At 69.2% G+C, this 14,047-nt stretch carries 15 protein-coding genes; 12 read left to right on the top strand and 3 right to left on the bottom strand.

Going from position 1 to position 14,047, the window contains the following annotated elements:
- Window positions 1–13 precede the first annotated feature (13 nt).
- From E3D03_RS12325 to E3D03_RS12345, 5 genes are all read left to right on the top strand, one after another.
- A complete protein-coding gene (locus E3D03_RS12325) occupies window positions 14–739 on the top strand; it encodes a heme ABC transporter permease (protein ID WP_062560865.1) in 726 nt (241 codons plus the stop codon).
- Window positions 736–879: a heme exporter protein CcmD gene (ccmD, locus tag E3D03_RS12330; RefSeq protein ID WP_062560864.1), complete on the top strand. Its 144-nt coding sequence runs from the start codon at window positions 736–738 to the stop codon at window positions 877–879. Before E3D03_RS12325 ends, ccmD begins: the two co-directional genes overlap by 4 nt.
- Window positions 880–892: 13 nt before the next feature.
- On the top strand, window positions 893–1,411 hold the full coding sequence (locus E3D03_RS12335; protein ID WP_062562228.1) for a DsbE family thiol:disulfide interchange protein: 519 nt from the start codon (window positions 893–895) through the stop codon (window positions 1,409–1,411).
- A 162-nt stretch (window positions 1,412–1,573) separates the two neighbouring features.
- Window positions 1,574–2,677 (top strand): histidinol-phosphate transaminase, encoded by a 1,104-nt coding sequence (gene hisC, locus E3D03_RS12340; RefSeq protein WP_263567200.1) that lies wholly within the window; start codon window positions 1,574–1,576, stop codon window positions 2,675–2,677.
- A complete protein-coding gene (locus tag E3D03_RS12345) occupies window positions 2,677–3,606 on the top strand; it encodes a prephenate/arogenate dehydrogenase family protein (RefSeq protein ID WP_263567201.1) in 930 nt (309 codons plus the stop codon). Before hisC ends, E3D03_RS12345 begins: the two co-directional genes overlap by 1 nt.
- Here E3D03_RS12345 and E3D03_RS12350 read toward each other — a convergent pair.
- Window positions 3,603–4,580 (bottom strand): DUF2125 domain-containing protein, encoded by a 978-nt coding sequence (locus E3D03_RS12350; protein ID WP_263567202.1) that lies wholly within the window; start codon window positions 4,578–4,580, stop codon window positions 3,603–3,605. The two genes, E3D03_RS12345 and E3D03_RS12350, sit on opposite strands and share 4 nt — an antisense overlap.
- A gap of 92 nt (window positions 4,581–4,672) precedes the next feature.
- Between E3D03_RS12350 and E3D03_RS12355 the strand changes: the two genes are divergently transcribed.
- The 3 genes from E3D03_RS12355 to E3D03_RS12365 all read left to right on the top strand — a co-directional run bounded on the left by E3D03_RS12355 (window position 4,673) and on the right by E3D03_RS12365 (window position 8,292).
- On the top strand, window positions 4,673–5,227 hold the full coding sequence (locus E3D03_RS12355; RefSeq protein ID WP_062560860.1) for a gamma-glutamylcyclotransferase: 555 nt from the start codon (window positions 4,673–4,675) through the stop codon (window positions 5,225–5,227).
- 82 nt (window positions 5,228–5,309) lie between these two features.
- A complete protein-coding gene (locus E3D03_RS12360) occupies window positions 5,310–6,932 on the top strand; it encodes a hypothetical protein (RefSeq protein WP_263567203.1) in 1,623 nt (540 codons plus the stop codon).
- Entirely contained in the window at window positions 6,922–8,292 is a 1,371-nt protein-coding gene (locus E3D03_RS12365) for a peptidoglycan -binding protein (protein ID WP_263567204.1), read from the top strand. Before E3D03_RS12360 ends, E3D03_RS12365 begins: the two co-directional genes overlap by 11 nt.
- Window positions 8,293–8,318: 26 nt before the next feature.
- Here E3D03_RS12365 and E3D03_RS12370 read toward each other — a convergent pair whose 3' ends face one another.
- On the bottom strand, window positions 8,319–8,873 hold the full coding sequence (locus E3D03_RS12370) for an NYN domain-containing protein (RefSeq protein WP_018000475.1): 555 nt from the start codon (window positions 8,871–8,873) through the stop codon (window positions 8,319–8,321).
- Between the two features lie 12 nt (window positions 8,874–8,885).
- Here E3D03_RS12370 and folK point away from each other — a divergent pair, with 12 nt between their 5' ends.
- The 4 genes from folK (at window position 8,886) to E3D03_RS12390 (ending at window position 12,792) form a co-directional block, all read left to right on the top strand.
- Window positions 8,886–9,479, top strand: coding sequence for a 2-amino-4-hydroxy-6-hydroxymethyldihydropteridine diphosphokinase (gene folK, locus E3D03_RS12375; protein ID WP_263567205.1), 594 nt, complete (start codon window positions 8,886–8,888; stop codon window positions 9,477–9,479).
- Between the two features lie 69 nt (window positions 9,480–9,548).
- Window positions 9,549–9,905 carry a DNA-directed RNA polymerase subunit omega gene (gene rpoZ, locus E3D03_RS12380; protein WP_018000477.1) on the top strand — a complete coding sequence of 119 codons (357 nt, stop codon included), beginning with the start codon at window positions 9,549–9,551 and terminating at the stop codon, window positions 9,903–9,905.
- 21 nt (window positions 9,906–9,926) lie between these two features.
- Complete coding sequence (locus E3D03_RS12385) at window positions 9,927–12,044, top strand: RelA/SpoT family protein (protein WP_263567206.1); 2,118 nt, start codon at window positions 9,927–9,929, stop codon at window positions 12,042–12,044.
- Window positions 12,045–12,054: 10 nt separating this feature from the next.
- Complete coding sequence (locus E3D03_RS12390) at window positions 12,055–12,792, top strand: DUF2062 domain-containing protein (protein ID WP_263567207.1); 738 nt, start codon at window positions 12,055–12,057, stop codon at window positions 12,790–12,792.
- On the opposite strand, the gene E3D03_RS12395 is transcribed toward E3D03_RS12390, so the two are convergent.
- Window positions 12,700–14,007 (bottom strand): NAD(P)/FAD-dependent oxidoreductase, encoded by a 1,308-nt coding sequence (locus E3D03_RS12395; protein ID WP_263567208.1) that lies wholly within the window; start codon window positions 14,005–14,007, stop codon window positions 12,700–12,702. The two genes, E3D03_RS12390 and E3D03_RS12395, sit on opposite strands and share 93 nt — an antisense overlap.
- Window positions 14,008–14,047 lie beyond the last annotated feature (40 nt).

The raw sequence follows: 14,047 nt of genomic DNA on the forward strand, positions 1-14,047 counted from the left end.
CTAGGGAGAAGCCATGTCGATCTGGGAATATGCCAACCCCGTCAAGTTCATGCGCACCTCGGGCGCGATCCTGCCCTATGCGGTGGCAGGGGCGGCGCTTTGCACCGTCTCGGGGCTGGTCTGGGGCTTCCTGACGCCGCAGGACTACAAGCAGGGCGCCACGGTCAAGATCATCTTCCTGCATGTGCCGGCGGCGCTGATGGCGATCAATATCTGGCTGATGATGCTGGTCACCTCGCTGATCTGGCTGGTCCGGCGCCACCATGTCAGCGCGCTGGCCGCCAAGGCGGCGGCGCCGGTCGGCGCGGTGATGACGCTGATCGCGCTGATCACCGGGGCGATCTGGGGTCAGCCGATGTGGGGCACCTGGTGGGAATGGGATCCGCGGCTGACCTCGTTCCTGATCCTGTTCCTGTTCTATCTCGGCTATATCGCGCTTTGGGCAGCGGTCGAGAATCCCGACAGCGCCGCCGACCTGACCGGCGTGCTGTGCCTTGTCGGCTCGGTCTTCGCGCTGCTGTCGCGCTATGCGGTGAATTTCTGGAACCAGGGCCTGCACCAGGGCGCCTCGCTGTCCTTGGCGCCGGGCGAGCGGATGTCCGCGGTCTACAAATACCCGCTGTACCTGTCGATGCTGGGTTTTTTCCTTTTGTTCCTGGCGCTTTTGCTGGTCCGTACCCGGACCGAGATCCGCCGCCGCCGCCTGGCCGCGCTGCTGGCAAGGGAGATGCGCGCATGATCGAGCTGGGCAAATATGCCGGGACCGTGCTGGCCGCCTATGGCATCAGCCTGGCGCTGCTGGTGGGCGTCATCGTCCAGAGCGTGCTGGCCAATGCCCGTGCCCGCCGCGAATTGCAGGAGCATGAACGCCGTGGCTAAGGTCTCGCCCCTGATGGTGCTGCCGGTGGCGGTGTTCCTGGGTTTCGCCGGCCTGGCCGGCTGGGCGCTGATGCGGCCCGACCCCGAGGCGGTGCCCTCGGCCTTCGTCGGGCGCGAGGCGCCGGCGGTGGGGGACCAGACGCTGCCCGGCAAGGTGCAGCTGACCGATGCGATGCTGCGCCAGCCGGGCGTGAAGCTGGTGAATTTCTGGGCCAGCTGGTGCCCGCCCTGCCGGGCCGAGCACCCGACCCTGACCGAGCTTTCCAAGCGCCTGCCGGTCTATGGCGTCGACCTGAAGGACCCCGAGGCCGCGGCCTCGGGCTTTCTGTCCGAACACGGCGATCCGTTTCATGCCCTGGCGGCCGATCCGCGCGGCCGGGTGGCGATCGACTGGGGCGTGACCGCACCGCCCGAGACCTTCATCGTCGATGGCGCCGGCCGCATCCTTTATCGCCATGCCGGGCCGCTGGTGCGCGAGGATTACACCGCGCGTTTCCTGCCGGAGCTGGAAAAGGCGCTGGCGGGCCAATAGGCACCCTTGCCGGAGTATTTGGAAAACGGTGAAAACGCGCGCGGGGGGTTTCCGGCCGCGCCGCCGCATGGGTATTTGCAGAGCAAAGAAGCCTGCCGGTGGTCGAGCCTTTCCAAGGCGGGCGCCGGGCGGTAAGAGGGCCGGGCTTGCAAGAGGCCCGTCATGTCGCAGAACCAGACCATCATCGCTCCGCAACCCGGGATCATGGAGATCGCGCTCTACCAGGGCGGGGCCGCCAAGGTGGCCGGGGTCGAGAACGTGGTGAAACTGTCCTCGAACGAGAACCCGTTCGGCCCGTCCGAAAAGGCGCGCGAGGCCGTGGTGCGGGCGGCGCATGCCCTGCATCGCTATCCGAATACCGATCATGCCAGCCTGCGCGCCGCCATCGGCGAGGTGCATGGGCTGGACCCCGAGCGCATCATCTGCGGCGTGGGTTCCGACGAGATCATCCATTTCCTGTGCCAGGCCTATGCCGGGCCGGGGACCGAGGTGCTGTTCACCGAGCACGGCTTCCTGATGTATCGCATCAGCGCCCATGCCGCAGGGGCGACGCCGGTCGCCGTGCGCGAGCGTGATCGCGTCACCGATATCGATGCGCTGATCGCCGGGGCGAGCGCGCACACGCGGCTGGTGTTCCTGGCCAATCCGAACAATCCCACCGGCACCATGGTCGGCCTGCCCGAGATCGAGCGGCTGGCCCGTGCCCTGCCGCAGGCCATCGTAGTGGTCGATGCCGCCTATGCCGAATATGTCGAGGATTACGACGGCGGGGCCGAGCTCGCGACCCGGCTGCCGAACGTGTTCATGACCCGGACCTTTTCCAAGATCTACGGCCTTGGCGGCTTGCGCATCGGCTGGGGTTACGGATCGCGCGAGATCATCGACGTGCTGAACCGCATCCGGGGGCCGTTCAACCTGTCCTCGGCCGCGCTCGATGCCGCCGAGGCCGCCGTGCGCGACCGCGAGCATATCGCCCGCTGTCAGGCCGAGAACGCCCGCATGCGCGCCTGGCTGGCCGAGGCCCTGGCCGAGAAGGGCGTGCCCTCGGACACGTCCTGCGCCAATTTCATCCTGGCCCGGTTCGAGGACCAGGCCGTGGCCGAGGCCTGCGACGACTATCTGAAGGCCCAGGGGCTGATCGTGCGCCGGGTCGGCGGCTATGGCCTGCCGAACTGCCTGCGCATTACCGTGGGCGACGAGGCCTCGTGCCGGCGCGTCGCCCATGTCATCGGCCAGTTCATGGCCGAACGGGCGGAGCGACGCTGATGGGTCGGATCTATGATCGCGTCGCCCTGATCGGGCTGGGGCTGATTGCCGGCTCGATGTCGCTGGCCATGCGCGAGGCCGGGCTGGCGGCCGAGATCGTCGGCTATGCCCGCAGCCCCGAGACCCGGGCCACCGCGCGCGAGATCGGGTTGGTGGACCGCGTGGTCGAGACCGCGGCCGAGGCCGCCGAGGGCGCTGATCTGGTCGTGCTGGCGGTGCCGGTCGGCGCCATGGGCGCGGTCGCGGCCGAGATCGCGCCCTTCCTCAAGCCCGGCGCGACAATGACCGACGTGGGCTCGGTCAAGCGCGCCGTGGTCGAGGCGGTGGCGCCGCATATCCCCGAGGGCGTGCATTTCGTGCCCGGCCACCCGCTGGCCGGCACCGAGCATTCCGGGCCGCGCTCGGGCTTTGCCAGCCTGTTTCGCAACCGCTGGTGGCTGCTGACCCCGGTCGAGGGCAGCGACCCCGAGGCGGTGGCGCGGCTCGCTGGGCTGGTCCGGGCCATGGGCGCCAATGTCGAAGAGATGGACGCCATGCATCACGACCTGGTGCTGGCGGTGACCAGCCACACGCCGCACCTGATCGCCTATACCATGGTCGGCGTCGCCGATCACCTGAAGCGGGTGACGGAAAGCGAGATCATCAAGTATTCCGCCGCCGGCTTTCGGGATTTCACCCGGATCGCGGCCTCGGACCCGACGATGTGGCGCGACGTCTTCCTGCAGAACAAGGACGCGGTACTGGACATCCTCGGGCGCTTCACCGAGGAGCTGTTCGTCCTGCAGCGCGCCATCCGCATGGGCGACGGCGCGCATCTGCACGACTATTTCACCCGCACCCGGGCGATCCGGCGCGGCATCATCGAGGCCGGGCAGGACACCGCGGCGCCCGACTTCGGCCGCAGCCAGACGCCCGCCAAGGACGCCTAGCGGCGCGGGAACAGCGGCGCCGGGCCCAGCGTGACCGGGCCAAGGCTGACCTTGCCGCCGGCCAGGACCAGGGGCAGGCGCAACTCACCCGCAGCCGGGGCCGGGAAATCCGCGCCCTCGGGCAGCGGCAGTTCCGAGATGTTCTTCAGCATGGCGCCGGCCAGCATCACCACCTTTTGCGGGATCAGCCCGGCCGCCGCCGCCGCGTCCAGCATCGGCCGCGCGTCGGGCGTATAGACCGCGAGCAGCCCCTGCGCCCGGCCCTGGGCATCGGCACGGACCTCGCCCAGGATGCGGGCGCCGAGCTTGCCCAGCCGCAACTCGGACCCGTCGAGCCGCAGCCCGGTGGGCAGCGGCATGGTCTCGGGCGTCAGCGTCTGCGGCGAGGGCGGTCGGTCGAGCCACAGCCGGCCGGTCGCCTCGAGGCTCAGTGTGCCGGGCAGGGGCAGGGGGTTCGACAGCGCCTCGGGCGCCAGGTCGTGCAGCGACAGCGCGACGTCATAGCCGCCGTCGTCGGCCAGCCGGGCCCGGGCCTCAAAGCCCTGCGCCAGCGGCGCGCCCTGCAGCGTCAGCGGGCCGGAGCGGGCGAAGACGCTGCGGAATTCGGCGCCGGCCAGCGGGCGCACGCCGAGGCCGGCCTCGGCATCGGTCAGACCCAGCGCCATCGGCCCGGTGCCGGCGTCCAGCATCGCCTGCGGCGGCAGATCCAGCCGCAGCTCGGTCGGGTGCAGCGGACTGACCCAGGCCTGGGCCTGCGGCAGCGCCAGCCGGCCCGAGGGCGTCTCCAGCTCGACGGCGACGGCCGAGACGCCGATGCGGCCGGGCCGGCGCAGCTCGTGCAGGGTGCCGATCCCGACGCCCGGGGTCTCGGCCGCGCTTCGGCGCAGCTCGCGCACCAGCAACCCCTCGGCCCCCAGCCACAAGCCGCCCAGAGCCAGGGCAAGCACGGTCAGCCACAGAAGCAATCGGCGCATGGGTTTCCTCGTCTCGGTCGAGCCGTCTTGGATCGGCGGCCATGCTGTCCTAAGTTTTTCGCAAGCGAAAGCAAAGCGGGGTGGGGTCAGGAATGGGTGAGCGGCCAGAGCATTGGGTCTTTGCCTATGGCTCGCTGATGTGGGATCCCGGCTTTGCGGTGGCCGAAACGGTGCAGGCGCGGGTCGAGGGCTTTGCCCGCCGCTTCTGCCTGCGCTCGGTGGTCTATCGCGGCACGGTCGAGGCGCCGGGGCTGGTCCTGGGGCTGGACATCGACGCGCAGGCGCATTGCGTGGGGCTGGCGCTGCGGGTGGAGGATGCCGACTGGCCGAACACGCTGGCCGGGCTGCGCGAGCGCGAGCTGACCACCGAGGCCTATGCCGAGTTGCAGCTGCCGCTGCTGCTGGCCGATGGGCGCCGGGTCGAGGCCGTCGCCTATGTCATCCGCCGCGACCACGACCAGTATTGGGCGCATCTGGACATGGCCCAGCAGGCCGAGATCATCGCCCGCGCCCATGGCGGCCGCGGCCCGAACGCCGACTATCTGTTCAACACCGCCATGCACCTGGCCGAGATGGGCGTCGAGGACCTGGAGATGGACGAGCTGGCGCGCCGCGTCCGGCTGCTGGTGCGACCAAAGCCGGATTGACCGGCGGCGCCCCGCCGCATCGCTTGGCAGCGGGCGATCCGGCCACTACAGTCGCCCACGAAGCAGGGAATGGAGTTGCCGCTTGTCCCCGTCCGACGCCGATCCGCCGCCGCAAGCTGCCGCCGAAGGCCGCAAGACCCGCGCCGCCCGCCTTGCGGCCACGCGCCGGGGCGAGCCGGGGCTGACCGGCCCGAGCCAGCCGCAATTCTCGCAACCCGTGCGCCAGATCGTGCTGATGCTGATCGCGCTGGCGCTGGTCGTGGCCGGGGCCTGGTTCGCCTATGGCCGCATCCTGCGCATCTTTTCCTCGAACGAGGCGCTGAACGGGTTGATCCTCGCCGTTTTCGTGATGGGGGTGCTGGGCTGCTTCTGGCAGGTGGCCGAGCTGGTGAAGTCGGTCAGCTGGATCGAGCGATTCGCCGCCCGGCGCCGCAATGCCGCCGGTCGCGGCGTCAGCACGGCCGAGCCCGCCGATGCCGACCAGGCGCCGCGCCTGCTGGCGCCGCTTTCGGCGCTCTTGGGCCAGCGCGGGCCGGTCGGGGGCGTGATCTCGACCGAATCGTCGCGCTCGATCCTGGAATCGGTCGCGACGCGGATCGACGAGGCGCGCGACATCACGCGCTACCTTGCCAACCTGCTGATCTTCCTGGGCCTTCTGGGCACGTTCTATGGGTTGGCGACCACGGTGCCGGCTGTGGTGGACACCATCCGGGCGCTGGCGCCCAAGGATGGCGAAACCGGGATCGAGGTCTTCAACAAGCTGATGACCGGGCTCGAATCGCAGCTGGGCGGCATGGCCACGGCCTTTTCCAGCTCGCTCCTGGGCCTGGCCGGCTCGCTGGTCGTGGGCTTGCTGGAACTGTTCGTCACCCATGGCCAGAACCGCTTCTATCGCGAGCTGGAAGAATGGATGTCGGGCTTTACCCGCGTCGGCCTGGGCGGCGAGGGGCATGGCCTGGGCGAGGCGGCGCTGGTCGATTTCGCCGAACGGGTCGAGGCGCAGCTGGCCGGCTTGCAGGAATTCTATGCGCAGCGCGACGAATTGCGCGACCAGGAGGCCGCGGCCGCCGACCAGCGCGCGCTGGCCCTGGCGCAGGGTGTCGAGCAGCTGGCGGTGCTTCTGGGCGAGGATCGCGACCGCCTGGGCGCAACCCTCGCCGCCGAGCGCGAGGCGACGGCGCGGGCGCTGTCCGGGGTCGAGCAGGGGCTGGCGGGGCTTGCCGCCGCGCCGCGCCAGGATACCGGGCTGCTGGCTGCACTGGACCGGCTGGCCGAGGGGCAGGCGCGTCTGCTGGCCGGCCAGCCTGCCTTTGACGCGCTGCCGCAGGCGCTGGAGCGGCTGGCGGCGGGCCAGGAGCGGCTGGCGGCGCTGGCCGAGACGCCGGCACGCGATCCGGCGCTGACCGAGACGCTGACCCGCCTCGCCGCCCTGTCCGAGCGCCCGGCGCCCGACAACGGCTTGCTGATCCGGGCGCTGGAACGGCTGGCCGAGGGGCAGGACCGCATCCTGGAACAGGCGCCGGCGCGTGCGCCCTCGGGCGACGATCCCGAGGCGCGGATGCGGCTGCGCTCGATCGACGTGCAGCTGGGCCGGCTGGTCGAGGAAGCCGCCAGCGGCCGCGACGGGCTGATCTCGGAGCTGCGCGAGGACATGGCGGCGCTGACCCGCGCCATCCGCAACCTGGAGCGTGGCGATGGGGCTTAGCCGGGGCGGCGGCAACCGGTTCTCGGCCACGATCTGGCCGGGATTCGTCGATGCCATGACCGCGCTGCTGATGGTCATGATGTTCGTGCTGACCATCTTCCTCTTGGTGCAATCGGTGCTGCGCGACCAGATCACCACCCAGGACAGCGAGCTGGATCAGCTGGGCGCGCAGCTGGCGCAGCTGACGGCGGCGCTCTCGACCTCGCAAAGCCGGGCCGAGGGGCTGGACCGCGACCTGGGCGCCACGCGCGGCCAGTTGGCCGAGGCGCAGGGCAGGATCGACGAACAGACCGAGGCGGCGCGGCTGGCGGCCGCCCGGCGCGAGGCGCTGGAGGCGCTGGTGGCCGACCTGCGCCGCCGCAACGTGGATGCGGCGCAGGAACTGACCCGGACCCAGGCTGCCCGCACCGCCGATGCCGAGGCGGCCAAAGCCCTGCAGGACAAGCTCGCGCAATCCGATGCCGAGCTGACCGCCATGACGATGGAACTGGAAGCCGCCCGCAAGCAGGCCGAGGACACGCTGACCCTGCTCGCCGCCGCCGAGGCCGCGAAGAAGGATCTGGGCGACCAGGCGCAGGCTCGGGCGACCGAGGCCGAAAAGCAGGCCGCGCTGCTGGCCGTGGCGCAGCAGAAGCTCTCGCAGCAAGAGGCGCTTTCGACCGAGGATCAGCGCCGGCTGGCGCTGCTGAACCAGCAGGTGCTGCAACTGAACGACCAGCTTGGCAGCCTGCGCGCGGTGCTGGATGCGGCTGGCGAGGAGCGCAAGGCCGCCGATCTGAAGGTCGAGGACCTGGGCCAGCAGCTGAACCTGGCGCTGCTGCGCGCCGCCGAGGAGGAGAAGAAGCGCCGCGCGCTGGAGGCGGAGGCCCGCAGCAAGGCCGAGGCCGAGGCCAAGGACCTGGCGCGCTATCGCTCGGAATTCTTCGGCCGGCTGTCGCAGATCCTGGAGGGCCGCGAGGGCGTGCGCGTCGTCGGCGACCGTTTCGCCTTTTCCTCGGAGGTGCTGTTCCCGGCCGGCGAGGCGACGCTCTCGGCCGAGGGTCGGGCGCAGATCGCCCGGGTCAGCGATCTTCTGAAGCAGATCTCGGCCGAGATCCCGCCCGAGATCGACTGGATCATCCGCGTTGACGGCCATACCGACAGCCAGCCCCTGTCGGGGCAGGGGCGCTATCGCGACAACCGGGAACTCAGTCAGGCGCGGGCGCTGGCCGTGGTGCGCTACATGGTGGACGATCTGGGCTTTCCGGCCGACCGGCTGCTGCCGGCGGGCTTTGCCGATACGCGGCCGGTGGCCCAGGGCGACACGCCCGAGGCCCGGGCCCAGAACCGCCGCATCGAGCTGAAGCTGACCGAGCGCTAGGCACGCCCGATCCCGGGTCTCCGGGCTCAGGCGTCCTGCGCCGGTGCAGCTTCGCGTGGCGGCCGGCCGATGATGTCGCGCAGCGCGTCCAGCTCGATGAAATTGTCGGCCTGGCGGCGCAGCTCGTCCGCGATCATCGGCGGCTGCGAGCGCATGGTCGAGACCACCGAGACCCGCACGCCCTGGCGCTGCAACGCCTCGACCAGCGGGCGGAAGTCGCCGTCGCCGGAAAACAGCACCGCATGGTCCAGCCGCGGCGCCAGTTCCATGGCGTTGATCACCAGCTCGACGTCCATGTTGCCCTTGACCTTGCGGCGGCCAAGCGCATCGGTGTATTCGCGGGCAGGCTTCGTCACCATGGAATAGCCGTTGTAATGCAGCCAGTCGACCAGCGGGCGGATCGGTGAATAATCCTCGTTTTCCAGTAGGGCCGTGTAGTAATAGGCGCGGATCAGCTTGCCGCGCCGCTCGAATTCCTGCCGCAGCAGCTTGTAGTCGATGTCGAAGCCCAGCGATTTTGCCGCGGCGTAAAGGTTCGACCCGTCGATAAACAACGCCAGCCGATCATCCTTGTAAAACACGATTCCCCCAAGATGTCCCGAAACCCAAACCAGAACGCGAAACTAGCCTTGGTGGCGCTGGGTGCAAACCTGCCTAGTTCGGCAGGTGTCCCGGCGGAAACAATCCGATTCGCGCTGGATAAGCTGCTGAAAATACCCCAGGTCCAGCCATGTGCAATCAGCCGTTTCTGGATCACCCCGGCTTTTCCGGCCGGTTCCGGTCCCGATTACGTGAACGGAGCGGTTTCGCTCACCTGCGACCTGCCGCCGGCCCGGCTTCTGGGGATATTGCACGAAATTGAGGCAGAATTCGGCCGCACCCGCGAAGGCGCGCGTTGGCAGGCGCGCGGCCTGGACCTGGACCTGCTGGCGCTGGACGGGCTGGTGCTGCCCGATGCCGCGACCCAGGATCACTGGCGCGGCCTGCCGCCCGAGGAACAGCCGCGGCATGCGCCGCCCGAATTGATCCTGCCGCATCCCCGGATGCAGGACCGCGGCTTCGTGCTGGCGCCGCTGGCCGAGATCGCGCCGGACTGGCGCCATCCGCGCCTGGGGCTGACGGTGGCGCAGATGCTGGCGGCCTTGCCAGCGGGTGCGCTGGCGGGTATGAAGCCCCTGACCGCTTGACATTTCCGGGGTGCGACGCCATTTATCCGGCTTCGCCCTGCACCCCGATTCCAGCTGATAAGGTGACCGATGGCCCGCGTGACAGTCGAAGATTGCGTCGACAAGGTTCCGAACCGCTTTGACCTGGTGATGCTGGCCGCCCATCGTGCGCGTGAAATCGCCGCGGGCAGCCCGCTGACCGTCGACCGCGACAATGACAAGAATCCCGTGGTCTCGCTGCGCGAGATCGCCGACGAGACCCAGCCCGTCGATGAGCTGCGCGAGCGCATGATCGAATCCAGCCAGACCCAGATCGAGGTCGACGAGCCGGAAGAGGATGCGATGGCGCTGCTGCTGGGCGCCGAGATCGACCGCCCGAAACCCGCCGACGAAGAGTCGGAGGAGCGCATGCTGCGCATGATGCTGGACGCGCAAGGCAGGAACTGAACATAAGGTCTTCGGCTGAACATGATCGACGTCGAAGACCTGATCGCGCTCATTCGCAACTACAACCCGCGCACCAATGCCGAGTTGATCCGCGACGCCTATGAATACGGGCGTCGCATGCACGAGGGCCAGTTCCGCCACTCGGGCGAGGCCTATTTCACCCATCCCGTCGCCGTCGCCGCCATCCTGACCGAGATGCGGCTGGACGATGCCACCATCGTCACCGCGCTTCTGCACGACACGATCGAGGACACGCGCTCGACCTGGACCGAGGTGGCGCAGATGTTCGGCCGCGAGATCGCCGACCTGGTCGATGGCGTCACCAAGCTGACCAACCTGCAGCTCAGCGGCGCGCATAGCAAGCAGGCCGAGAATTTCCGCAAGCTTTTCATGGCGATGTCGCGCGATCTTCGCGTGATCCTGGTCAAGCTGGCCGACCGGCTGCACAATATGCGCACCATCAAGTCCATGCGCCCCGACAAGCAGCAGCAGAAGGCGCGCGAGACCATGGACATCTTCGCGCCGCTGGCCGGCCGGATGGGCATGCAATGGATGCGCGAAGAGCTTGAGGACCTTGCCTTCAAGGTCATCAACCCCGAGGCGCGCAATTCGATCATCCGCCGCTTCGTCAGCCTGCAACGCGAATCCGGCGACGTGATCCCCAAGATCACCGCCGACATCCGCGCCGAACTGGAGCGCGAGGGAATCGAGGCCGATGTCTATGGCCGCGCCAAGCGCCCGTTCAGCATCTGGCGCAAGATGCAGGAAAAGCAGCTGTCCTTCTCGCGCCTGTCGGACATCTACGGCTTTCGCATCATCACCCGGACCGAGCCGGACTGCTATCGCACGCTGGGCGTGATCCACCATCGCTGGCGCGCCGTGCCGGGGCGGTTCAAGGACTATATCAGCCAGCCCAAGGCCAACGGCTATCGCTCGATCCACACCACGGTGTCGGGCCGCGACGGCAAGCGGGTCGAGGTGCAGATCCGCACCCGGCAGATGCACGAGGTCGCGGAATCGGGCGTGGCGGCGCATTGGGCCTATCGCGACGGCGCCCGCACCGAGAACCCCTTTGCCGTCGATCCGGGCGAATGGATCGCCAGCCTGACCGAGCGTTTCGGCGAAGAGGACCACGACGAATTCCTCGAGCATGTGAAGCTCGAGATGTATTCCGACCAGGTGTTCTGCTTCTCGCCCAAGGGCGACGTGATCCCGCTGCCGAAAGGGGCGACGCCGCTGGATTTCGCCTATGCCATCCACACGCGGCTGGGCAATTCCTGCGTCGGCGCCAAGGTGGACGGCATCCGCGTGCCGCTGTGGACGCGGCTGAAGAATGGCCAGTCGGTCGAGATCATCGCCGCCTCGGGCCAGCGCCCGCAGGCGACCTGGCTCGACATCGTGGTCACCGGCCGCGCCAAGGCCGCCATCCGCCGCAGCCTGCGGCAAGAGGATCGGACGCGCTTCATCCGCCTCGGCTCGGAACTGGTGCGGGTGGCCTTCGAGCATGTCGGCCGCAAGGTCAGCGACAAGGCGCTGCGCACCGCCGCGCGCACCATGGCGCTGCCCGATACCGACGAGCTGCTGGCCCGGATCGGCAGCGCCGAGATCTCGGCCCATGACGTGCTCTCGACGCTTTACCCCGAGCTCGCCTCGGCCCGCAGCGAGATCGACGCCCGCCGCGCCGTCGCCGGGCTCGAGGCCGACCAGGAATTCACCCGCGCGCCCTGCTGCAACCCGCTGCCGGGCGAGCGCATCGTCGGCATCACCTATCGCGGCAAGGGCGTGGTGATCCATGCCATCGACTGCCCGGTGCTGGCCGAATTCGAGGACAGCCCGGAACGCTGGGTCGACCTGCATTGGCGCGAGGGGCAGCACCCGGCCGCCTATTCGACCATGCTGTCGCTGACCATCCGCCACGACGCGGGCGTTCTGGGCCGGATCTGCACGCTGATCGGCGCCCAGGGCGCCAATATCTCGGACCTGGAATTCATCGACCGCAAGCCGGATTTCTATCGCCTGCGGGTCGAGGTCGAGCTGCGCGGCCGCGAGCATCTGCACGCGCTGCTGACCGCGCTCGAGGCGGAAAGCGACGTGGCCCAGGTCTCGCGCATCCGCGACCCCTCGGCGCATCTGGCCTGAGGGCGCGGCCATGTTCAAGCGCAGGAAACCGCTGAGCTACGCTCAGATGTGGACCGAGATGTTCTATCCCCGCTCGGGCTGGAAACGGGCGTCTAAATACGTGCTGCACCGGCTGCGGCGGCTGCCCGACCGGCCGCATCGCGTGGCGCGGGGCTGGGCGGCGGGCATCTTCGTCTCGTTCACGCCCTTCTTCGGCTTTCACCTGATGGGCGCGGCGCTGATCGCCTGGATCATCCGCGGCAATATCCTGGCGGCGCTTTTGGGCACCTTCGTCGGCAACCCGCTGACCACGCCCTTCGTGGCGCTGACCGCGACCGGGCTCGGCCGCTGGATTCTGGGGGTCGAGGGCAAGTTCACCCCGCACCTGATCTTCGAGGAATTCACCCGCGCCGGCAGCGAGCTGTGGAACAACCTGCTGGCGCCGGTGACGGACCGCGTCGCGCATTGGGACCAGCTTCTGCAATTCAACGAACAGATCTTCACGCCCTATATGGTCGGCGGCGTGATCGAGGGCCTGCCGATCTGCATCGCCATCCATTACCTGACGGTGCCGGTCATCAAGGCCTATCACCGCCACCGCGAAAAGCAGATGGCCGAGCGCATCGCCCGCGCCAAGGCCCGCCGCGCCGCGGAGCTGGCCGCAAGGGCCCAGCCCTCAAAAACCCAGCCGGTCGCGCAGGGAATACCAGCCCATGCCGGCGACCAGCAGCGGCCAGCGCAGGGCGCCACCCCCGGGAAAGGGGCGTGAGGGTAGGGCGGCCATGGTGTCGAAACCCTGCGCCTGACCCGCCACCGCCTGCGCCATCAGCTTGCCGGCCAGCGTCGCCAGCGCCAGCCCGTGCCCGGAATAGCCGCTGGCGGACAGGCAGTTCGGCGCCGGCCGGGCGAAGCAGGGCATCCGGTTCATGGTGATCGCCAGCGTGCCGCCCCAGGCATGGGTCAGCCGCACATCGGCCAGCCCGGGATAGATCTCCAGCAGCGGCTTTCGCACCTTGGCGGCGATGTCCTTCGGGAAGCGATAGCTGACATTCTCGCCGCCGCCAAAGATCAGCCGACCCTCGGGATCAAGCCGCCAGTAATTCACCACGAATTTCGTGTCATGCACGCCGATGGGCCGGGTCAGCACCTCGGCCGCGCGCGCGCCCAAGGGCTCGGTCGCGACGATGAAATTGTTGATCGGCATCACCCGCGCGGCGATCCGCATGTCCAGATGGCCGAGATAGCCGTTCGCGGCCAGGATGACATGGTCGCAGATGACCCGGCCCTTGCCGGTCTGCACGATGCTCTTCTCGCCCGCCCGGCCGTGGCGGATGTGATGGACATGGCTCAGCTCGCGGATCTGCGCTCCGGCCGCATCGGCCAGCCGCGCCATGCCAAGCGCCAGGCCCAGCGGATCGAGATGCCCGGCGCCATGGTCCAGCTCACCGGCGATATAGGCCTCCGAGGGCACCAGCGCCCGGAACGCCTCCCGGTCCAGCGCCTCGATGCGCGCGTAGCCATAGTCGCGCGCCAGCTTCTCGATCATGCCGCGGGCATGCTCGAACTCGCCGGGCTTGCGAAAGGCATGGGCGATGCCATCGGCGACCGGCACGCCCGAGCGCGCGGCCAGGTCGCGGGTCAGCGCCTTGGCCTCCTCGGCCATGCCCCACAGCCGATGCGCGGCCGGAACGCCGGCCAGCCGCTCCAGCTCATCGACCTCCAGCCGCTGCCCCGAGCCGAGCTGCCCGCCGTTGCGCCCCGAGGCGCCGAAGCCGACCCGATGCGCCTCCAGCACCATGACCGAGAAGCCCGCCTCGGCCAGATGCAGCGCCGCCGACAGCCCGGTGTAGCCCGCGCCGACCACGACCACATCGGCCCGCGCCTCCCCGCGCTGCTGCGGGAAGGCCGGCAGCGGCGTGCGCGTCGCGGCGTAAAGGCTCGGCGGATATTCCCCCAGCCGGTCGTTGGAAAACAGCAGGTTCATGCCGGCGCTTCTTTGCTCCACAAATACCCATGCGACGCGC

This window comes from Paracoccus sp. DMF (genome assembly GCF_004407025.1).
Lineage (GTDB): Bacteria > Pseudomonadota > Alphaproteobacteria > Rhodobacterales > Rhodobacteraceae > Paracoccus > Paracoccus aminovorans_B.